Origin of the sequence: Listeria monocytogenes (assembly GCF_900187225.1) — a bacterium.
Lineage (GTDB): Bacteria > Bacillota > Bacilli > Lactobacillales > Listeriaceae > Listeria > Listeria monocytogenes.
This window is the reverse complement of the sequence record NZ_LT906436.1, coordinates 1,589,615-1,610,833: the sequence shown is the minus strand read 5'-3', so window position 1 is coordinate 1,610,833 and position 21,219 is coordinate 1,589,615. Positions and strand designations below refer to the sequence as shown.

At 37.3% G+C, this 21,219-nt stretch carries 18 protein-coding genes and 1 other annotated feature; of the genes, 15 read left to right on the top strand and 3 right to left on the bottom strand.

The window, feature by feature from the left end; all coding sequences use genetic code 11:
- Window positions 1–218 precede the first annotated feature (218 nt).
- The 3 genes from CKV70_RS08165 (at window position 219) to CKV70_RS08155 (ending at window position 4,900) form a co-directional block, all read left to right on the top strand.
- Window positions 219–2,573, top strand: a complete 2,355-nt coding sequence (locus CKV70_RS08165; RefSeq protein ID WP_014600875.1) for a DNA translocase FtsK — start codon at window positions 219–221, stop codon at window positions 2,571–2,573.
- Between the two features lie 293 nt (window positions 2,574–2,866).
- Window positions 2,867–4,210, top strand: coding sequence for a UDP-N-acetylmuramate--L-alanine ligase (murC, locus tag CKV70_RS08160; RefSeq protein WP_014600874.1), 1,344 nt, complete (start codon window positions 2,867–2,869; stop codon window positions 4,208–4,210).
- Window positions 4,211–4,354: 144 nt separating this feature from the next.
- On the top strand, window positions 4,355–4,900 hold the full coding sequence (locus CKV70_RS08155; RefSeq protein WP_003723569.1) for a peroxiredoxin: 546 nt from the start codon (window positions 4,355–4,357) through the stop codon (window positions 4,898–4,900).
- A gap of 39 nt (window positions 4,901–4,939) precedes the next feature.
- Here CKV70_RS08155 and CKV70_RS08150 read toward each other — a convergent pair whose 3' ends face one another.
- The gene (locus tag CKV70_RS08150) at window positions 4,940–6,052 is read right to left on the bottom strand and encodes a M29 family aminopeptidase T (RefSeq protein ID WP_014600873.1); all 1,113 of its coding nucleotides are present in this window, start codon (window positions 6,050–6,052) and stop codon (window positions 4,940–4,942) included.
- Between the two features lie 255 nt (window positions 6,053–6,307).
- Between CKV70_RS08150 and CKV70_RS08145 the strand changes: the two genes are divergently transcribed.
- The 7 genes from CKV70_RS08145 to CKV70_RS08115 all read left to right on the top strand — a co-directional run bounded on the left by CKV70_RS08145 (window position 6,308) and on the right by CKV70_RS08115 (window position 12,733).
- Complete coding sequence (locus CKV70_RS08145) at window positions 6,308–6,763, top strand: DUF948 domain-containing protein (protein WP_003723567.1); 456 nt, start codon at window positions 6,308–6,310, stop codon at window positions 6,761–6,763.
- A gap of 21 nt (window positions 6,764–6,784) precedes the next feature.
- Window positions 6,785–7,309, top strand: a complete 525-nt coding sequence (locus CKV70_RS08140; protein WP_003723566.1) for a YtxH domain-containing protein — start codon at window positions 6,785–6,787, stop codon at window positions 7,307–7,309.
- A gap of 219 nt (window positions 7,310–7,528) precedes the next feature.
- On the top strand, window positions 7,529–8,614 hold the full coding sequence (locus CKV70_RS08135) for a bifunctional 3-deoxy-7-phosphoheptulonate synthase/chorismate mutase (RefSeq protein WP_003727368.1): 1,086 nt from the start codon (window positions 7,529–7,531) through the stop codon (window positions 8,612–8,614).
- 234 nt (window positions 8,615–8,848) lie between these two features.
- Entirely contained in the window at window positions 8,849–9,856 is a 1,008-nt protein-coding gene (gene ccpA, locus CKV70_RS08130) for a catabolite control protein A (RefSeq protein ID WP_003732549.1), read from the top strand.
- Between the two features lie 53 nt (window positions 9,857–9,909).
- Window positions 9,910–10,118, top strand: a binding site (T-box leader).
- 59 nt (window positions 10,119–10,177) lie between these two features.
- The gene (tyrS, locus tag CKV70_RS08125; RefSeq protein ID WP_003727370.1) at window positions 10,178–11,437 is read left to right on the top strand and encodes a tyrosine--tRNA ligase; all 1,260 of its coding nucleotides are present in this window, start codon (window positions 10,178–10,180) and stop codon (window positions 11,435–11,437) included.
- Window positions 11,438–11,726: 289 nt separating this feature from the next.
- A complete protein-coding gene (locus CKV70_RS08120) occupies window positions 11,727–12,506 on the top strand; it encodes a hypothetical protein (RefSeq protein WP_003727371.1) in 780 nt (259 codons plus the stop codon).
- Window positions 12,507–12,532: 26 nt separating this feature from the next.
- Window positions 12,533–12,733, top strand: a complete 201-nt coding sequence (locus CKV70_RS08115; protein ID WP_003727372.1) for a hypothetical protein — start codon at window positions 12,533–12,535, stop codon at window positions 12,731–12,733.
- Between the two features lie 275 nt (window positions 12,734–13,008).
- Here the strand turns inward: CKV70_RS08115 and rpsD are convergent, their stop codons facing one another.
- Window positions 13,009–13,611: a 30S ribosomal protein S4 gene (gene rpsD, locus CKV70_RS08110; RefSeq protein ID WP_003723325.1), complete on the bottom strand. Its 603-nt coding sequence runs from the start codon at window positions 13,609–13,611 to the stop codon at window positions 13,009–13,011.
- A 211-nt stretch (window positions 13,612–13,822) separates the two neighbouring features.
- Window positions 13,823–14,311, bottom strand: coding sequence for a GAF domain-containing protein (locus tag CKV70_RS08105; protein ID WP_014600872.1), 489 nt, complete (start codon window positions 14,309–14,311; stop codon window positions 13,823–13,825).
- Window positions 14,312–14,603: 292 nt separating this feature from the next.
- Between CKV70_RS08105 and ezrA the strand changes: the two genes are divergently transcribed.
- The 5 genes from ezrA (at window position 14,604) to argJ (ending at window position 21,215) form a co-directional block, all read left to right on the top strand.
- A complete protein-coding gene (gene ezrA, locus CKV70_RS08095; RefSeq protein ID WP_010989755.1) occupies window positions 14,604–16,319 on the top strand; it encodes a septation ring formation regulator EzrA in 1,716 nt (571 codons plus the stop codon).
- Between the two features lie 126 nt (window positions 16,320–16,445).
- Window positions 16,446–17,585 (top strand): cysteine desulfurase family protein, encoded by a 1,140-nt coding sequence (locus CKV70_RS08090; RefSeq protein WP_003723322.1) that lies wholly within the window; start codon window positions 16,446–16,448, stop codon window positions 17,583–17,585.
- Window position 17,586: 1 nt separating this feature from the next.
- Window positions 17,587–18,798 carry a tRNA uracil 4-sulfurtransferase ThiI gene (gene thiI, locus CKV70_RS08085; protein ID WP_003732553.1) on the top strand — a complete coding sequence of 404 codons (1,212 nt, stop codon included), beginning with the start codon at window positions 17,587–17,589 and terminating at the stop codon, window positions 18,796–18,798.
- Window positions 18,799–18,971: 173 nt separating this feature from the next.
- On the top strand, window positions 18,972–20,003 hold the full coding sequence (gene argC / locus CKV70_RS08080) for an N-acetyl-gamma-glutamyl-phosphate reductase (RefSeq protein ID WP_009931826.1): 1,032 nt from the start codon (window positions 18,972–18,974) through the stop codon (window positions 20,001–20,003).
- Window positions 20,004–20,018: 15 nt separating this feature from the next.
- Complete coding sequence (gene argJ, locus CKV70_RS08075) at window positions 20,019–21,215, top strand: bifunctional glutamate N-acetyltransferase/amino-acid acetyltransferase ArgJ (RefSeq protein WP_014600871.1); 1,197 nt, start codon at window positions 20,019–20,021, stop codon at window positions 21,213–21,215.
- The last annotated feature ends 4 nt before the right edge of the window (window positions 21,216–21,219 follow it).

The window sequence follows — 21,219 nt, the reverse complement described above, 5'->3', positions numbered from 1 at the left end:
CTATTTTTTGTTAATTGTATACAAAACGGGGATTTATTGTACAAAAAAGAAGTGATTTTGTGGTTATAATAAAAACTTATATCGTGTTTAAGCCCTCTATTATCAAGGTATTATAACGAATATGGCTCGAAAAAAGGCGAATTCACAATTTTGTCATAGATTATTTTGTTTTAGTCTGTTAAAATCAAACAAGAAAATTAAATTTAGGGTGATAATGAATGGGATGGTTTAAAGATTTTTTCTTTGGCGATATGGACGAGGAAATAGATACATACGAAGATACGTCTTCAAGAAAAGTAGAAAAGAAAACGAAACAGCAGGCGCCAGAAGTAGTAGTGCCAAAATCAAATGTAACAGCAATTAAAACGAAAGAACGTACTATAAGGAGCGAACGACCAGTTGCTTACAAAACAGCTCCAAAACAAAAACATATGCAACCAGTGAAACGACAAATGAAAACACAAATGGTTTACCAATATCCAAAAGGTGAATTTCGTTTTCCGTTAATTCCAGATAAACAAAAAAGCCAACCAATTCAACCAAAAAAACAACCAATAACAGAAAGACAAGTGGCAGAAACGCAACCAGTAAAAGAGGAAACAAGAAAACGACCTTTTACAGCGACGGATGTACCTTCGCCTGTTTATGCCTTTAATAAACGACCAAGTAAATTTGAGTTTGCTGTAACAGAAGCAGAAGAACTTAGTACAATACAAGAAGATTTAACTATTGCTCCAGTAGATTTGTTAGATTCAGCAGAAGCGGAAACAATTGCTTTTGACACAGAGCTAAATCGTCAAATAGAAGAAGAGGTTGTGTCAGTGCCAGTGACGGAAGAAGTCGTTACGGAGCAACCAGAAGTGGAAGTAACCCCAGAACCAGTAGAACAGCAAGAACCAGCACGCGTTTCCCTTATAACGGAAGAACCGGCGCAAACAAAAACAACTACTAGAAGCAAACAAGTAGAATCAAATAGACAAGAACAATTGCTAAAAAGCAGAATTCCATTTAATGTCATGATGGTGAAAAAAGATAAACAAGCGCTTCAAAAAGAAGATGTGCAGGAAATAAATGTGCAACAACCAGTTGAGATAGAAGCAGAACAAACGAATATTGTTCAACAAACGCAAGTAGCGACAGCCTCTTATCCAACGAACTATGAATTTCCATCGTTTAGTTTGCTCCATCCGCCAGTCTCCAAACGAGAAGACGACTCATGGCTACAAATGCAGCAAGAGATGCTAGATGAGACCTTGGAAAATTTTAATGTACAGGCAAGCGTTGTTAATCGCACCCAAGGCCCTGCCGTAACAAGATTTGAAGTGCAACCTGAAAAAGGTGTTAAAGTCAGCAAAATCACCAATTTGACGGATGATATTAAATTAAATTTAGCCGCGAAAGATATACGTATTGAGGCACCAATACCTGGTAAGAGTACAGTAGGTATTGAAATCCCTAATCAGACAAGTCGTCCCGTAATGCTTTCTGAATTGATGAATACGGAAGCTTTTCAGACATCCGCTTCACCACTCACAGCTGCTCTTGGGCTAGATATTTCAGGTACACCGATTATTACTGATTTACAAAAAATGCCCCACGGTTTAATCGCTGGAGCTACAGGGTCAGGGAAAAGTGTTTGTATCAATTCATTGCTAGTAAGTTTACTTTACAAAGCAACGCCAGACCAATTGAAACTACTTTTGATTGACCCTAAGATGGTCGAATTAGCTCCGTACAACCGGATACCACATCTTGTGAGTCCAGTTATTACGGATGCCAAAGCAGCTACGGTCGCTTTAAAATGGGCGGTAGAAGAAATGGAACGGCGTTATCAATTATTTAGCCATACTGGTGTTAGAAATATGGAAAAATATAATGAATACGCTAGTCACCCAGATCATACAGGGGAGAAATTACCTTATATTTTAATTGTGATTGATGAATTAGCTGATTTAATGATGGTTGCACCAAATGATGTAGAAGAGTCCATTAGCCGCATCGCGCAAAAAGCAAGAGCTTGTGGTATTCATATGATTGTAGCGACACAGCGCCCATCTGTAGACGTTATTACAGGTCTCATTAAGGCGAACATCCCGACACGTGTTTCGTTCTCTGTATCGTCTCAAATCGACTCTAGAACAATCCTAGATGCAAGTGGGGCAGAAAAACTACTTGGAAAAGGGGACATGCTCTTCTTACCTAGTGGTGCAAGTAAGCCAGTACGTTTACAAGGTACGTTCGTTAGTGATGAAGAGATTGATGCAGTTGTTGCTCATGTTCGGAGCCAAGGCGAGGCCGATTATATTTTTGAAGAACAAGAATTACTTGTGAAAGAAACGGCAAAAGAAAATACCGATGAATTATTTGAAGAAGCATGTGACTTTGTTTTAAGTCAAAATGCGGCATCGACATCCTTGTTGCAAAGACATTTCAGGATTGGCTATAACCGAGCGGCAAGGTTAATGGAATCTCTTGAAAATCACCAAATCGTTTCAGGAATAAATGGCTCCAAACCTCGAGATGTGATTATTACAAAGGACCAATTAGCTAAGCTTCGAAACAAAGAATCTTAATTTTGTAGTACTAAACTAACATGTTACTTAATTAGTTATACAAATAATAGCTATTTTCATGAGTAATTTCGCTTATATTCGCTGAAAGATTTTTCTATTTACATGGAAAGTGATATAATAAGCTGGTGATTATTGACTCAACTAGAATTCAAACATAAAACACAATTAGAACGTAAGATGATGTCTAGAAAACGGAGACTTTATACTGTTTTCAAAGTTAAGACTTGGTGCTTAACAGTTAACATGTTTTTTTTAGGCACCCTCTTCAAGATAAATTAATGGGGGTTCAAATAATGACTATCTATCATTTTGTTGGAATAAAAGGGTCAGGGATGAGTGCACTTGCTCAAATCCTGCATGATAAAGGTTTTCAAGTGCAAGGTAGCGATGTAAATAAATATTTCTTTACACAAAAAGCTTTAGAAGAGAAGCAAATTCCGATTATGACTTTTTCGGCTGATAATATTCAAGAAGGCCTAACAATTATCGCTGGGAATGCATTCCCAGATACACATGAAGAAATTGAGCGCGCACTGGAGCTTGGGCTTCCGGTGATTCGATATCATAAATTTTTAGGTCAACTAATCGATGGCTATACAAGTATTGCAATAACTGGTTCTCATGGTAAAACGTCGACAACTGGTTTGCTTTCTCATGTCGTTGGCGCGATTCGCCCAACCTCTTATTTAATCGGTGACGGTACAGGCAGCGGAACAAAAGATGCGAAATATTTTGCGCTTGAAGCGTGTGAATATCAACGCCATTTCCTTGCTTATAAACCAACATATGCAATTATGACGAATATTGATTGGGATCATCCAGACTATTTCAAGAGCGTGGATGATGTATTTAACGCATTCGAAACACTTGGTAAACAAGTGAAAAAAGCTGTATTTGCCTTAGGGGACGATGCTGAATTACGTAAGCTTACTTTAGACATACCGATTATTTACTTTGGTTTTGGCGAGGAAAACGAATTCCAAGCTAAAAATGTAATCAAAGAAACAACTGGAACAAAATTCGACGTGTATCACCGCGAGGAGTTCTTAAGTTCGTTTGAAATTCCAGCTTACGGGGACCATAACGTATTAAATGCCTTAAGTGTTATTGCACTTTGCGATTATGAAGGTCTACCAGTAGAAGATGTAAAAAATGAATTAAAAACCTTTGAAGGTGTTAAAAGAAGATTTAGTATTACCGAAAAAGGAAACCAAGTGTTAGTAGATGATTATGCGCATCATCCATCAGAAATCCGTGCTACAGTGAACGCTGCTAGACAAAAATATCCTGACAAAAAAGTAGTTGCTGTTTTTCAGCCACATACATTCACGCGAACTCGCACATTTTTACAAGGCTTTGCGGACAGCTTGAATTTAGCAGATGAAGTGTACCTTTGTGATATCTTTGGTTCCGCGCGCGAAAAAACAGGAAATTTAACGATTGCTGATTTAGCGCACAAAACAAAAGGGAACCACATTATCAAAGAAGAGCACACTGAAGAGCTCTTGAAATACCCAGAAGCTGTTATTTTGTTCATGGGGGCAGGAGACGTTCAAAAATTCCAGGCTGCTTATGAAAAAGTGCTTGATCATGAATTTTTAACAGAAGCTGACTTGAAAAAAAGTGCGATTAATTAATGACTAAATAGAGCATGCCGAATTCAGGGCATGCTCTTTTCTTGTTTATAATTAGTATAAATAAAGCTTTACAGTATTTCTTCAGTGTATTAAAATATATCATGTGATACAAAATACAACTACATAATTAATGGAGGGATAAAAGTGGCAGAACGTTTAGTAGGCACACAAGCTCCAAGATTTGAAATGGAAGCAGTTATGCCAAATCAGACTTTTGGTAAAGTGAGTCTAGAAAAAAATATAGAAGACGACAAATGGACGATTCTCTTTTTCTATCCAATGGACTTTACATTTGTTTGTCCGACAGAAATCGTTGCTATTTCCGCTCGGTCAGATGAATTTGATGCATTAAATGCACGCATAATTGGCGCTTCTACAGATACGATTCATTCGCATCTTGCATGGACGAACACACCAATTAAAGAAGGTGGAATTGGTAAATTAAACTACCCACTTGCTGCGGATACGAATCATCAAGTAGCTAGTGATTACGGAGTATTGATTGAGGAAGAAGGCGTTGCGCTACGTGGTCTTTTCATTATCAATCCCAAAGGTGAAATCCAGTACGAAGTGGTACACCATAATAATATCGGCCGTGAAGTCGATGAAGTTTTAAGAGTTCTACAAGCGCTTCAAACAGGTGGACTGTGCCCAATCAACTGGCAACCCGGTGAAAAAACAATTGTTTAAAATAAAAAACGCTTAGGAATTAATCCTAAGCGTCTTTTTTTATACTAAGTTTTCTGGATTAAGTGCTTCTAATTCTGGAAGGACGAAAATACCATCTTTACGAATGAGAACATCATCAAAGTAAATTTCGCCGCCGCCGTAATCGGCACGTTGAATGTTAACTAAATCCCAGTGAATAGCAGATTGGTTGCCATTAAATGCTTCGTCATAACATTGACCAGGCGTAAAGTGGAAACTACCTTCAATTTTTTCGTCAAACAGAATATCTTGCATTGGTTCGTGGATGAACGGGTTAACCCCAATAGCGAATTCGCCAACGAAGCGCGCGCCTTCATCTGTATCTAAGACTTTATTAATACGAGCTGTATCATTCGCAGTTGCTTCGATAATTTTTCCATCCTTAAATGTGAAAGATACATTTTCAAACGTAAAGCCTTGGTAAGGGGAAGGTGTGTTGTAAGTAAGTGTGCCGTTGATAGAATCACGAACTGGTGCAGTAAATACTTCACCATCCGGAATATTCATTTCACCAGCACATTTAATTGCCGGAATATCTTTAATACTAAATGTTAAATCTGTTCCTGGTCCAACTAAGTGCACTTTATCTGTTTTATTCATAAGTTCTACTAATCCATCCATAGCAGTGCTCATTTTACCGTAATCTAAGTTACATACGTCAAAGTAGAAATCTTCAAAACCAGCTGTGCTCATTTTTGCAAGTTGTGCCATGGAGGAACTTGGGTAGCGAAGTACAACCCATTTTGTTTGTTTTACACGGATATCAGAATGCATTTTGCCCACTGTTTCTCCGTGAATTTTTAATTTGTCTGCTGGGACATCGGATGTTTCGTTGATGTTATCGCCAGCACGTAAACCTATGTAAGCATCCATTTCTTTCATTACGTTGCCTTCGAATTCAGCAATTTTTGCATATTGGGAACTATCAGCTCCGAGCATCATCGCGCGGTCAATTTGTGGTTCTTTTAAGGAAACGAACGGGAAACCGCCAGCTTTGTAAGCTTCTTCCACTAAAGCCATCACTAATTCTTTTTGAACACCGAAGTTTTCAATTAATACTTTTTCCCCAGCGCCAAGTTTGACGGAATAGTTAATCAAATTATGTGCTAATTTTTCGATTCTTGCATCTCTCATATTGTAACCTCCCTAAATTTTAACTAAAAATAGGCAAAAAGCAGCCTGTATCTATTTTACTCCAAATTACGCCAAAAGCAACCTTCTGCAACAAATTAACCGGTTTCTTTCTTATTAGTTTATTTTTCGGCAGTTACTTGCTAAAATGAAGCTAATACCTTTTCTTTTTTGTATTTTGTACATAGATCATTAGAGAAGAAAGTTTTAGAGGGGAATACTCAGGGTATAGAAAAAGGAATATGGAGGTGTGGATAGATGATAGTAATCTTGTATATTGCAGCGCTTATTGCCGCAATTGCGCTTTTAGTTATTGCCATCTACTTGGGAAAAACGTTAAAATCAACTTCCCAAACAATGGATGAGGTAGCTAAATCGTTAGAAAAAATAACAGTAGAAGTACAAGGGATTACAGGACAATCACAAAAATTGCTTGATAAGACCAATACACTTCTAGAAGATGTAAATGGCAAAGTTGCGAAAGTGGATCCAGTTTTTGATGCAGTTGGTGACATTGGGACTTCTTTACTAGGATTAAGTCAATCTGTTCGCGAACTAGCAACACTCGCAACAAACAAAGTAGAGCAAAACGAAGCGAAGATTTCTCAAGCTGTCTCAATTAGCAATTCAATTCTTTCTTTTAGAGAAAAGATGAAAGCAAATAAAGCAGCGAAAGAAGCAGCAAAAGAAGCAGCAGAACAATCTAATTTCTAATATAATTTGGAGGGATTTAACATGGCAGAAAAAGATGGTATTAATACAAAAGATTTTCTAATCGGTGGTTTAATTGGTGCAATCGTTGGTTCAGCCGCGGCACTTCTATTTGCACCTAAATCAGGTAAAGAACTACGTGAGGACTTAAATACACAAGTAGATACAATTAAAGAAAAAGGCAACCAATGGAAAGATGTTGCTTATGAAAAAGGTATCGAAATCAGTGGTGTAGCCAAAGGAACAAAAGATAAATTAGTTGATTCTGCTGGTGGATTTGTAGATGTAGTAAAAGACAAATCAGGCAAATTAGCTGATACCGTTTCTAAACAAAGTAAAGCCGTGAAAGAAGTTGTTTCACAAAACAAAGAAGAAAACCAAGAAGCTGCTAAAAAAGCGGCAGATGCTGTGAAAAATGAAGCAAAAGACGCTGCAGACGATGTAGAAAAAGCAGCGGACAAAGCGAAAAAAGAAGCAAAAAAAGCAGTAGATGAAGGCAAAGACGAAGCGAAAAAAATTGCTTCTGACGTAAAAAAAGAAGTAAAATAAACTAAGTTAAAAAAACAGCCTTACGGGGCTGTTTTTTTATTGGAGAAAAACACATTATCTGCTTGTAATTTGATTTAAAACATGTTAATATTAGTTTTACATTATTCACTTTAATGCTTAAAAGCGATTAAGTATAAAAGTGGATTCGTGACAAATTATCTGTTTTCCTCTATAATGAGAAATAATCTTGGAGCAGATTTTTAGAAGGGTGGAAGTTAAATGGTTAATACAAATTTAGAGGAACTTAGAACACAGGTGGATCAATTAAATATTGATTTGCTAGAATTAATTAGCAAACGTGCTAATTTGGTACAAGAAATTGGCAAAATTAAAGGAACTCAAGGTTCTCTTCGTTTTGATCCATTACGTGAAAGAGAAATGCTTAACACGATTCTTGCAGCAAATGAAGGACCTTTTGAAGATAGTACAGTTCAAAAATTATTTAAAGAAATTTTTAAAGCGGGATTAGAGCTTCAAGAAGAAGATCACTCTAAAGCGCTACTTGTTTCTAGAAAAAACAAAAAAGAAGACACCATTGTTACAGTAAAAGGGTTGCCAATCGGGAATGGCGAACCAGTATTTGTTTTCGGTCCATGTTCAGTGGAATCTTATGAGCAAGTTGCTGCGGTTGCTGAATCCATTAAAGCAAAAGGTTTAAAACTTATTCGTGGTGGTGCATTTAAACCTCGTACTAGCCCATATGACTTCCAAGGATTAGGTTTAGAAGGACTGAAAATTTTAAAACGTGTATCTGATGAATACGGTTTAGGTGTTATTAGTGAAATCGTTACGCCGGCTGATATTGAAGTTGCACTTGATTATGTAGATGTTATTCAAATTGGCGCAAGAAACATGCAAAACTTCGAATTACTAAAAGCAGCTGGCCGTGTGGACAAACCAATCTTACTAAAACGTGGTTTATCTGCTACGATTGAAGAATTCATTGGTGCTGCTGAATATATCATGTCACAAGGAAATGGCAAAATCATCTTATGCGAACGAGGTATCCGCACATATGAAAAAGCGACAAGAAATACACTTGATATTTCTGCCGTTCCAATTTTGAAAAAAGAAACTCATTTACCAGTTATGGTTGATGTGACGCATTCTACTGGTCGAAAAGATTTATTACTTCCATGCGCAAAAGCTGCTCTAGCTATCGAGGCAGATGGCGTGATGGCTGAAGTTCATCCAGATCCTGCAGTTGCATTATCGGATTCTGCACAACAAATGGATATTCCTGAATTTGAAGAATTCTGGAATGCAATTTTAGCAAGTAATTTAGTACCACATAAAATAAAGTAACATCGAAAAACCTTGGGATTCCAAGGTTTTTTGTTTTGCTATTAACAATCCATATTCTATCGGCATTTAATTACGGGTAATAATGCCGTTTTGATATGAAAATAAATGAAAATAAAGAGTAAAAACAATTGCATATCGAAAAAAGTTGTCGTATTATTAAAGGAAGGCTAGTTTGTTTACGTTTACAATGGTAGGTAGAGCCATTAAAATAATGAATATGGAGAGTGAATAGAGATGAATGTAACAATTTATGATGTTGCACGGGAAGCGAACGTTTCTATGGCAACGGTATCTCGGGTAGTGAATGGCAATCCGAATGTTAAACCAGTAACAAGAAAAAAAGTATTAGATGTTATTAATCAATTAGGGTATCGTCCTAATGCTGTAGCTAGAGGTCTAGCGAGCAAGCGTACAACTACAGTTGGTGTCATTATTCCAGATATTTCTAACGTGTTTTATGCTGAACTTGCTCGTGGGATTGAAGATATTGCGACAATGTATAAATACAACATTATCCTTAGCAATTCGGACGAAAATGAGGATAAAGAACTTCAAGTACTTAATACCCTTCTTGGTAAACAAGTGGACGGAATTATTTATATGGGCGAACGTATTTCAGAACAATTACAAGAAGAATTTGACCGTTCTCCAGCACCAGTAGTTTTAGCAGGAGCCGTTGATATGGAAAACAAATTTGCTTCTGTAAACATCGATTACAAACAAGCAACAAAAGAGGCAGTGAAACGTTTTGTAGATAATGGACATAAGCAAATCGCTTTTGTAAGTGGCTCTCTAAACGAGCCGGTCAATCGCGAAATGAAATTAGCTGGGTACAAAGAAGCATTAGAAGAAGCTGGAATTGCTTATCAAGAAGACTACATTATTGAAGCGAAATATAACTACAATGCAGGTGTAAAAGTTTGGGCAGAATTAAGTGCCTTGTCTAAAAAACCAAATGCAGTTGTAGTTGCAGATGACGAACTAGCTATTGGTATTTTGAATGCCGCGCTTGATGCTGGAATCAAAGTCCCAGAAGACTTAGAAGTAATGACAAGCAACAATACAAAATTAACATTAATGTCACGCCCGCAACTTTCGACAATCGTACAACCTTTATACGATATCGGCGCTGTGGCTATGCGTCTACTAACAAAATTGATGACGAGTGAAGAAGTAGATGAAAAAACAGTTATCTTACCACATAGTGAAAAACTACGTGGTACGACTAAAGAAAAAAAATAAGTTGACAGCATTTTTAACGGTATGTTATAAATGTATGTATACTTTTCATAACGAAAATGACTATGAACGGACGAAGTAGTTGCTTATTCTTATTCTTAGAGAGCTAGTGGTTGGTGGAAACTAGTAGAGGTAAGTAGACGAATTACATCCCGGAGTCACGCTGCGCAGGATAATGGCGCAGCCGGTGTTGAGCCGTTATTTTTTGAAGTAGGATTTATTCCTAAAAGTAGGGTGGTACCACGTTAATTAATACGTCCCTTCGCTAAACTGTTTAGCGGAGGGGCGTTTTTTATGTCCAAAAATAAAAGGAGAATGATGAAAATGAATATTATTGATGAATTAGAGTGGCGCGGAGCTATTTACCAGCAAACAGATGAAGAAGGATTACGCAAATGGGTAGAAGAAAAACAGATTTCTTTGTACTGCGGGATTGATCCATCTGGAGACTCGATGCATATCGGTCATTTAATTCCATTTATGATTTTACGCCGTTTCCAAAACGCTGGGCACCGTCCGATTATTTTAGTTGGTGGAGCGACAGGAACTATTGGTGACCCGAGTGGTAAAAAGGAAGAGCGGAAGTTACAATCAATGGAACAAATTAGTAAAAATGTGGAAAGTTTGCGCGTGCAACTTGGAAAGATTTTTGATTTTGAAGGTAATTCTGCAGCGAGCATGGTGAACAACTATGATTGGACAAAAGATGTGAGTATCCTTGATTTCTTGCGTGACTATGGAAAAGAATTCAACGTGAATACGATGCTTTCCAAAGATATCGTTGCTAGCCGTTTAGAAGTAGGGATTTCCTTTACAGAGTTTGCTTACCAAATTTTACAAGCGATGGACTTTAATCACTTATATGAATTTAATGATTGCCGTTTGCAAATTGGTGGTAGTGACCAGTGGGGGAATATTACTGCTGGACTTGATTTGATTCGTAAAAAACAAGGCGAAAATGCCAAAGCTTTCGGTTTAACAATTCCTCTTTTAACAAAAGCTGATGGAACGAAATTTGGGAAATCAGAAGGCGGGGCAATTTGGTTAAATCCAGAAAAAACAACGCCATATGAGTTTTATCAATTCTGGATTAACACAGATGATCGTGATGTTGTAAAATATTTGAAGTACTTTACATTCCTAACAGAAGCAGAAATTGATGAGTTAGCGAAACAAGTTGAAACAGAACCGCATTTACGAGCTGCGCAAAAAACATTAGCAGCAGAAATGACCAAATTTGTGCATAGTGAAGAAGCTTTAGAACAAGCTTTGAAAATTTCAAAAGCACTATTTAGTGGTGATGTAAAAGCACTTACGGCGGATGAAATTGAACAAGGATTCAAAGACGTTCCGACATTTGTTGCAGAAGATTCGGAAGCGAACTTGGTCGATTGGTTAGTAACACTTGGTATCGAACCTTCCAAACGTCAAGCGCGTGAAGATGTAGGCAACGGGGCTATTTACATTAACGGCGAACGTCAGCAAGATTTGGAAAAAATCATGGATGCAAGTGACCGGATTGAAAATAAATTTACGATTGTAAGACGCGGGAAGAAAAAATACTTCTTAGTTTCTTATAAATAAGAAGAAAAGCACTCGTTTTTAAAGGCGAGTGCTTTTTTTGTGCATAAAAATACCTTACAACCACAACCGAAGTCATGAATTGTAAGGTTTTTAGTTCTAATTAACTTAACAATTTTATTTAAACGTCTTGTAACTTTTTTGTCATTAATGTAATATAAGAGGTATATAAATAATATAATAAAAAGGGAGATGGTATTATGAACAAGATTAAATTAAAAAAAGTTGCTATCGGGGCTATGGTATAGCCATAGTATTATTAGGAGTATCACCTATAGTAGTCGAAGCAGAAGTGATTGATGTACCTGTAACAGTGTCTGCCGGTGGTGGTGAGTTGAATCTTACTAAAAAAGAAATAAAGGAAGAGTTAGCATATCAGAAACAGCTAGTTGAGAAACTGAGAAATGCGGATGATAATGAGGAAAAGATTGTTAAGGAGTATTTAGCCGATAATGATAATGCTATTGCTAATAAGATAGGTAATTCTGAGGATTCAACAGAATTTATTGATACATATATTATCAATGATGAAACACAATTGATTTTTACTGATACAGAAGTTATGCTAGACACAACTGAAATGTCAAATGAGAACGAAGCGACTTCAGAAGAGGAAAAGTTATTAAGAGAAGAAGATTCAAATGAATCTATTATTTCAAGTATTAAAGAGTTTGGTGAAACAGTTTTGTTTGGTCAGAAAGTATATGCTGCTGCGTCAAAAACAGTATCTGCTCGACATACACGTACTGTGTATGCTAAGGTTTCAGGTAATAAACTGTTCACTGCTGGTATTGGCGCCAAGTTCACTTATAATGGTGCTAAGGTGACTGCACAAACTACAGAGAACTATGTTAAAGTGAATGGTATTTCTGGTGTTGTTTGGTCGGTGCATAATAAAAAAAATGGTGTACAAAAACCGAGTATCAAGAAAAGGGTAGTATATCAACAAGCTACCGCTAAATCGGGCTTAACATATAAAGGAAATGGACTTGTAGTGGAGGAGAAATATATTCGAGTAAATCTGGAATGTAATCATTTGGGCAAGGTGAGTAAGTCATCTGTAGTTCGATAAGTGCGTAGGAGAGGAAGGACAAATTAATGAAAAAAACTATTTTAATTGTAGCTATGTTACTTTTTATAATGCTTAGCTTTATGGATATTATGCTAATTAGTGATGTGAATATATCAACTATTATTGGAGCTCTGCTATTAGGTGCAGTGCAAACTATAATTGTACTCGCGCCTATACTTATTATTATTTTGTTAGTGAAGTTGCTAAAGCGTCGTAGTACAAACTAAAGCGTAATTGATAATACGAGAAAGAACACCCAATTTTTAGTACGCCTCTAAATCTAGATTTTTAATCTAACTTTAGAGGCGTATTTTAATTGGCCAAATATGAGGATGAATATAGAAAAAAGTATTGAATGCATATTAAACAACAGTACTCTTCTGTTCATAACAGAAATTTGGTTATAGTTCTATTCAATATTTTTTAGACGAGTGCTTTTTTATGCATAAAAAAACCTTACAACCACAACCGAAGTTATGTATTGTAAGGTTTTTAGCTCTAATTAACGGCTGTAGAATTCTACGATAAATGCTTCGTTGATTTCAGCAGCAAGTTCAGAACGTTCTGGTAGACGGTTAAGAGAACCAGTTAGTTTTTCTGCATCGAAAGTTACGTATTCAGGCACGAAGCTTGAAACTTCTAAGCTTTCAGCGATTGCAGAGTTTTTAGCAGATTTTTCACGAACAGAAATCACTTGACCAACAGATACTTGGTAAGAAGGGATATCTACGCGTTTGCCATCTACAGTGATGTGGCCATGGTTTACGAGTTGACGAGCTGCACGACGAGTGCGAGCAAGACCAAGACGGTAAACGATGTTATCAAGGCGTTGTTCTAGTAAGATCATGAAGTTCTCACCATGTTTACCTTGTAATTTACCAGCTTTGTTGAACGTGTTTTTGAATTGACGTTCAGTTAATCCATACATATGACGCAATTTTTGCTTTTCAGCTTGTTGCAAACCATATTCTGAGATTTTTTTACGTTGAGTTGGGCCGTGTTGACCTGGAGCATACGGACGACGCTCTAATTCTTTACCTGTTCCAGAAAGTGAAATTCCTAAACGACGGGAAACTTTCCAGCTTGGACCTGTATAACGAGCCATAAGAGACTCCTCCTTTTATTTGTTTTTGGTATAAAACAAACGTGACGTAAAACCAAATCAGGGCAGTTTACCTTCATATACCATCACCATAGCAGCCGCCGGTTACGCGATATACCACAGAATTAAATCTGGGGGTAAACAACACACTCATTCATTTTACTCAAGCTGCATTTTACACATCTTCCAGTATAGTATAGTTAGTAGTAGCTTGTCAATTGATTTCTTGAACGATTGCATCACGAATTTTTTCTAGCCACAACTGGTCCACTTCATCAAAACGATTAAAAAGAGGACTATCAATATCAAGCACACCAAGCAACTGATTATTTTTTACAATGGGTAGAACGATTTCCGAGTTAGAGGCCGCATCACAGGCGATATGACCAGGGAAATCGTGCACATTTTCTACTATATATGTTTTTTGATCTGAGGCAGCAGAACCGCACACACCTTTACCTAGTGGAATGCGAATGCACGCAGGCAAACCTTGGAAGGGGCCGAGTACTAATTGATTTGTTTCTTTTTCAAGTAAATAAAATCCAACCCAATTAATATCAGAAAGTGCTTGATTTATTATAGAAGAAACATTACTTAGATTCGCAATTAGATTTGGTTCGCCGTGAATCATTGCTTGTACTTGTTTTAAGGCAAGTGCATAATTTTCTTCTTTTGTTCCGGTCATTTTTTTGATTTCGATCATTTTTTATCCCCACATTTCTTTTCAAATAATGTCTTTAGTATAGCATGAACGACAAGGGATTTCGGGAAATTTGTTTTGTAATAGAATAGATTTTACTTGCTTCAAAATTTTTTTCGCTAAACGCAAGTAATTCTAGGCAAATCGTGGTAAAATAAAAGATGTGTATAATGAACTGAAAATGAGGAATAAAATATACTACATATGGAAAGATGTACATAATTGAAAAGATGTATGAGCAGCACGAGTGTGGCTGTTTTTCTTTCACAAGTTAACGTTGATGGGAGGATTTTGGATGTACTACATGTTAATCGGCTTTATTATCGTAGTTATTGCAGTCATTGGTGCAGGCTACATATTAAAAAGAAAACATTACCAAAGAATAAACGAGTTAGAAGAGAAAAAGATTAAACTCAGAGAGCGGCCGGTTATTGATGAACTTTCAAAAGTGAAAAAATTAAAACTAACAGGTCAGACAGAAGCGCTTTTTGAATCATGGCGTTCGTCCTGGGATGAAATTGAAACTAGATTATTTCCTGATTTAGAAGAAGTATTATTAGAAGCAGAGATGAACACGGACCGTTACAAGTTCCGTTCTGCTACACACGCTGAAAATGATATTGAGCAAATGCTCGTTGTAATTGAAAAGCAAATGGATCAAATTCTTGGTGGACTAAAAGAGCTACTTATTAGTGAAGAAAAAAATGCCAAAGAAAGTCGTGCCACGAAAGAAAAATTTGCGGAGTTGCGCCGAGAAGTTTTGACAAGGGGATTTAAACTTGGAGAAACATTACCATATATTGAGACAAAACTAAGTGAACTGTCAGAAAGCTTAAATAGCTATGATTCATTAACTGACCAAGGTGATCATTTAGAGGCACGAGAAATCGTTATAGTGGTTCAAAAAGAAATGCAAGTAATCGAAGCGCAAATGGAGCGAATCCCGTCATTACTGCATGAAACAGATACCATTTTGCCAGAAGAAATGACTAAACTTCGTGCTGGTTATGAAGAAATGGTGAGAAAAGGTTATTATTTAGCTCAAATGGAGTTAGATAAAGAAATTTCTCGCATGAAAAATCAAATTGATAAAATGAAAAAAAATGTAATTAATCTTGATTTAGATGAAGCGGAACAAGGAGTAGAAGAATTACATAATGAAATCGATTTGTTTTATGATACGCTTGAACACGAAGCAGAAGCTCGTCATTTCGTGAAAGAAAATCATAGCCCAACTTCTGACAAATTACAACGCCAAAATGCAGTTTCAGATGCACTTGCTGAACAAATTACAGAAGTAAAACAAACCTATCATGTTGCTGAAGATGATCTAGCGGTTTATTTAAAAACGAGCGCTAAATTGAGTGAAGCAAAAGAAAACTTTGAACAATTAACTGCTCTAATTGCTAGTGGTGAGATTGCCTACTCGGCAGCGCAAGATACATTGAAGGAAATTGATGCAGCACTTATTACGATTAGCACTGAGCAGGACAAATTCGCTGAAGAATTGCGTTCCTTGCGTAAAGATGAACTAGAGGCGCGTGATGATGCTGAACGGATGCGTCGTGCAATTATTACACTAGATCGCAAAATGGAACGAGAGCGTTTACCAGGTCTTCCAGAAGAGTATTTATCACTACGAGAACATATGGGTGAATCCATTGATGCGCTTGAGAAACGTTTAGAAGAAAAACCGCTAAATATGAAAGCAGTGAGCCAAGATTGGCGTATTGCAGAAGAAGATTTAACTCATTTAACTGAAAAAGCCGAGGAAATGATGGAGAATGTTCGCTTAGTTGAGCATGTTATCCAATATGCTAACCGCTATCGTTTGCGTAACAAAGAACTTGCAGATGAACTCGTACAAGCAGAAAACCATTTCTACAACGATTATCAGTATAAAAAAGCATTAGAAATTGCTGTAACCGCACTTGAAAAAGTGGAAACAGGCGCATTTAAAAAAGTCGAAAAAGCTTATGAATCAAAAGTAAGCGTCGACGATATTGAATAAAAACGTAAAAACAGGTATTTCTATTATTATAATAGGAATCCTGTTTTTTTATGAAAATAGTAGTTGGAAAGTATTGGAATTATGATAAAATGGAGAGTGGAATATTGGGAGGAGAATGTTGGTTTTATGATTTATTTCGATAATAGTGCGACAACAAAGCCAAATGCGGCCGTACTTGAAACATATACAAAGGTAGCGAGTAATTATTTTGCTAATCCTTCTTCGCTTCATCGTTTTGGTGCTAAATCGAAAGAGCTGCTTGATGCATCAAGAAAACAAATCGCTGCGATGATGAGTGCTTTGCCAGAAGAAATCATTTTTACATCTGGTGGCACAGAGGGGAATAATTTGGCGATTAAAGGGCTTGTTTATAGTTACCAAAATCGTGGGAAACATATTATTACTTCTAGCATTGAGCATCCTTCTGTTCGCGTAGTAATGGAAGAACTTGAGCAAGAAGGTTTTACAGTCAAGTATTTACCAGTAGATAAAAACGGTGTCATCAAGCTAGAGGAGTTAAAAGCTGCACTCACAGATGAAACGATTTTAGTATCTATTATGGGTGTGAATAATGAGGTGGGAAGTATCCAGCCGTTGCAAGAAATTGGCGAAATGCTAAGCGTACTTGAAAATACTTTCTTTCATGTGGATTTTGTTCAAGCTATTGGAAAAATTCCGCTTACTCTTGATGCGAATAGTATTGATTTGCTCACTTTTTCAGGGCATAAATTTCATGCTCTACGCGGCACAGGGATACTTTTCAAACGAAAAAATGTTCATTTACATCCAGAAATTCTTGGTGGTGGGCAGGAAATGGGCTACCGCAGTGGAACGGAAAATTTGGCTGGTAATGTTGCGCTTGCAAAAGCTTTACGACTAACATTAGAAAATGAGCCACGAAAAGAAGCGTTAATTGAGATTCGCGATTACTTACTAACGAAAATTGCGCAAATGTCTGATATGACAGTTCATACGAAGCAAAGTGTGGCGGCTCCGCATATCGTATGTTTTTCAGCAAAAGGGCATCGCGGTGAAATTTTAGTACATGCTTTAGAAAAAGAAGATATTTACATTTCCACAACAAGTGCGTGTTCTTCTAAGCAAAAACTAGCAAGCAGCACGTTAAAAGCGATGGGTGTGACGGACGAAGAAGCGACGGGAGCAGTACGTGTTAGCTTATCGTATGAAAATCGTTTATCCGAAGCGAAAATTTTTATTCAAAAACTGCAAGAAATCATTGAAAATCTAAATAAAGTGGTGAAATAAATTGGAATTTGATCGTATGTTAATTAGATACGGAGAGTTATCTACAAAAGGAAAAAACAGAAAACAATTTGTGACGAAGTTGGCGCAGAATGTAAAACGCGCAATGACGGATTTGCCGGAAGTTCGCATTCATGGAGAACGTGACCGAATGTATATTATTTTAAATGGAGCAGATTATCAGCTCGCAGAAGAACGTTTAAAACCGATTTTCGGAATCCAATCCTTTAGTCCAGCTGTTCGCGTCAATTTAGATGTAGAGGAAGTAAAAGCTGCTGCACTTGCCTTAGTACAAGATGCGCATGAGGAGAACGGAACATTTAAAGTCGCAGCAAGACGAAGCCACCGCGAGTTTCCACTTGATTCTAATGAAATTAACCAGGAAATCGGTGCTTATGTATTACAAAATATGGAAGATTTAACGGTCAATGTTAAAAATCCGGATGTAAAACTAACCATTGATGTGCGTAAAGAAGGCGTATTTTTATCATGCCGAACAATTCTTGGTGCAGCTGGTCTGCCGGTAGGATCATCAGGTCGTGCAATGTTAATGCTTTCTGGAGGTATTGATAGTCCCGTTGCCGGCTATTTAGCCCAAAAACGTGGCGTAGAAATTGAAGCAGTTCATTTCCACAGCCCACCGTATACAAGTGAACAAGCGAAACAAAAAGCGATTGATCTAGCTGCAAAATTGGCTAAATACAGTGGACAAGTACAAATGCATATTGTCCCGTTCACAGAGATTCAAGAAGTTATCAAACAACAAATTCCTGAAAGTGTGATTATGACTGTAACTCGTCGAATGATGCTCCGAATTACGGATGAACTTCGTCGCAAGAGAAATGGTTTAGCGATTGTGAATGGCGAAAGCTTGGGGCAAGTTGCAAGCCAAACGTTGGAAAGTATGCTAGCAATTAATGCTGTAACAGCGACACCAATCATTCGTCCAGTCGTATCCATGGATAAAAATGAAATTATTCAAATCGCACAAAAGATTGATACGTATAACTTATCAGTACAACCATTTGAAGATTGCTGTACCATTTTCACGCCACCATCTCCAAAAACAAAACCAAAACTAGATAAAATCGAGCATTACGAAAGCTTCACAGATTTCGATGCGCTAATTGCAAAAGCTTTAGATAACATCGAAACCATTTCTGTAAATGTAGCGGAAACTGCGCAAGTGAAAGATGAGTTCGCTGATTTATTTTAAGATTAACCGTTTATCCTAGAAAAGGATAAACGGTTTTTTGTATATTATATACATAATAAATAACTTAAAATGCATAAAATAGTTTTAAATATTAATAAAAAACCATTTGACATTATAAATATACATCATTATAATGAAAAGTATCATTTAATAATTAACGGGGAGGGGTTAGGATGAAAGTTTCAATCATTGGCGCGACGGGGTATGGAGGACTTGAGCTAATTCGCTTGCTTCATCAACACTCTTCGGTAGACATAGCGACGTTACATAGTTTTTCCGCTCAAGCAGAAACGTTAGCAACTTTTTATCCACATTTAAAAGATTTAGCAGTTAGCCCCTTAGAGAAAATAAATCCAACAGAAATCATCGAAAAAAGTGACACGGTTTTTATCGCGACGCCTTCTGGAATCGCGAAAGATATTGCACTGCCATATGTAGATGCGGGTTTGAATGTCATTGATTTATCCGGGGACTTTCGATTAAAAGACAGGCAACTTTACGAAAAGTGGTACGGAAAAAGCGCGGCGCCAACCGAGTATATCGGTAAGGCGGAATATGGTTTAGCAGAATTCCGTGAAAAGAAAGAAACTACTTTCATTGCGAATCCTGGGTGTTATGCAACTGCAACATTGCTAGGTCTCGCACCACTTGCAACGAATAAGTTGATTGATCCCACATCTATTATTGTAGACGCTAAATCAGGTATTTCCGGCGCAGGAAAAGTGCCCTCAGCAAGTACACATTTCACAGAAACCAATGAAAACATGACGCTTTATAAAATGAATTCCCATCAACATATTCCAGAAATTATGCAGCAATTAACTAAATGGGATGAAAGTATCCCAGCAATTCAATTTTCTACTTCATTAATTCCCATCACAAGAGGAATCTTCACAACCATCTACGTTAAACCCAAAAATCCTATCACCCAAAAAGAGTTACATAAGCTTTACGAATCCACCTACGATAATGCTCCATTTGTCCGAATCCAACCAGAGAATGTATATCCAACTGTCAAACAAGTGACAGCCTCAAATTACTGCGATATAGGTCTTGCTTATAACGAAAAAACGAATGTGATTACTATCGTTTCTGTGATTGATAATTTAGTCAAAGGGGCGGCTGGTCAGGCCATTCAAAATTTAAACATAATGGCGAATTTTGCTGAAAGTGACGGATTAAGGTTTATTCCGGTGTATCCGTGAAAGGGGAAAAATAAAATGGAACTTATAAAAGGAAATATCGCCTCACCAAAAGGATTTTATGCGGATGGAAAGCACGCGGGACTAAAGAGAAAACGAAATGATATTGGTTGGATTTATTCAGAGGTTCCAGCAAATGCAGCTGCTGTTTATACGATGAATCAAATGCAAGCCGCACCAATTTTTGTAACGAAAGATTCTTTTCAAAGTAATGCGAAGTTACAGGCGATTATTGTGAATAGCGGGAATGCCAATGCATGCACAGGGAATCAAGGGATGCTAGATGCACTTGCGATGCGGGCTCAAACGGCAGAAAAGTTAGAAATTCCACTTGATTCCGTAGCCGTTGCTTCAACGGGTATTATTGGCGATATGCTACCGATGGACAAAATCATCACGGGAATCGAGATGCTAGAAAAGCAAACCGGAAATGCGGCCGATTTTGAAGAAGCGATTATAACGACGGATACATTTCAAAAACAAATCAGTTTTCAAACAGAAATTGGTGGTAGAAAGGTAACGATGTCGGGTGTAGCGAAGGGATCAGGAATGATTCATCCAAATATGGCAACAATGCTTGCTTTTATTACAACAGATGCTGCCATTCCGGCTGAACTATTGCAAAAATTACTAAAAATAAAAGTAGACAAAACTTTCAATCAAATAACGGTGGACGGTGATACTTCTACAAACGATATGGTGGTAGTCATGGCGAATGGGTGCGCGAAAAACCCGATGCTTCAAGAAGGAACAGCAGATTTTGCGAAATTTGCTGATATGTTTCAAGCTGTTACGGAACACCTTGCTAAAAGTATTGCGCGAGATGGTGAAGGAGCGACAAAACTAATCGAGGTACAAGTAAATGGCGCTACAAAAACAGAAGATGCAAGAATGATAGCTAAAAAAATTGTTTCTTCTAGTCTTGTGAAGACGGCGGCTTTTGGCGGAGATGGAAACTGGGGACGTATTATTTGCGCAATTGGTTATTCTGGTGGCCGATTTGCACCAGATAACATTACGATTAAAATTGGCGGGATTGAAATTTTGAATCATAGTAGCCAAACCATTTATAATCAACAAGCGTTAGATGCTTATTTAGAAGAAGAGCATATCATTATCGAAGTTGATCTTCATATCGGACTTGAGTCAGGAACGGCATGGGGATGCGACTTGAGTTATGAATACGTCAAAATCAATGCTTGTTACCGGACGTAAGGAG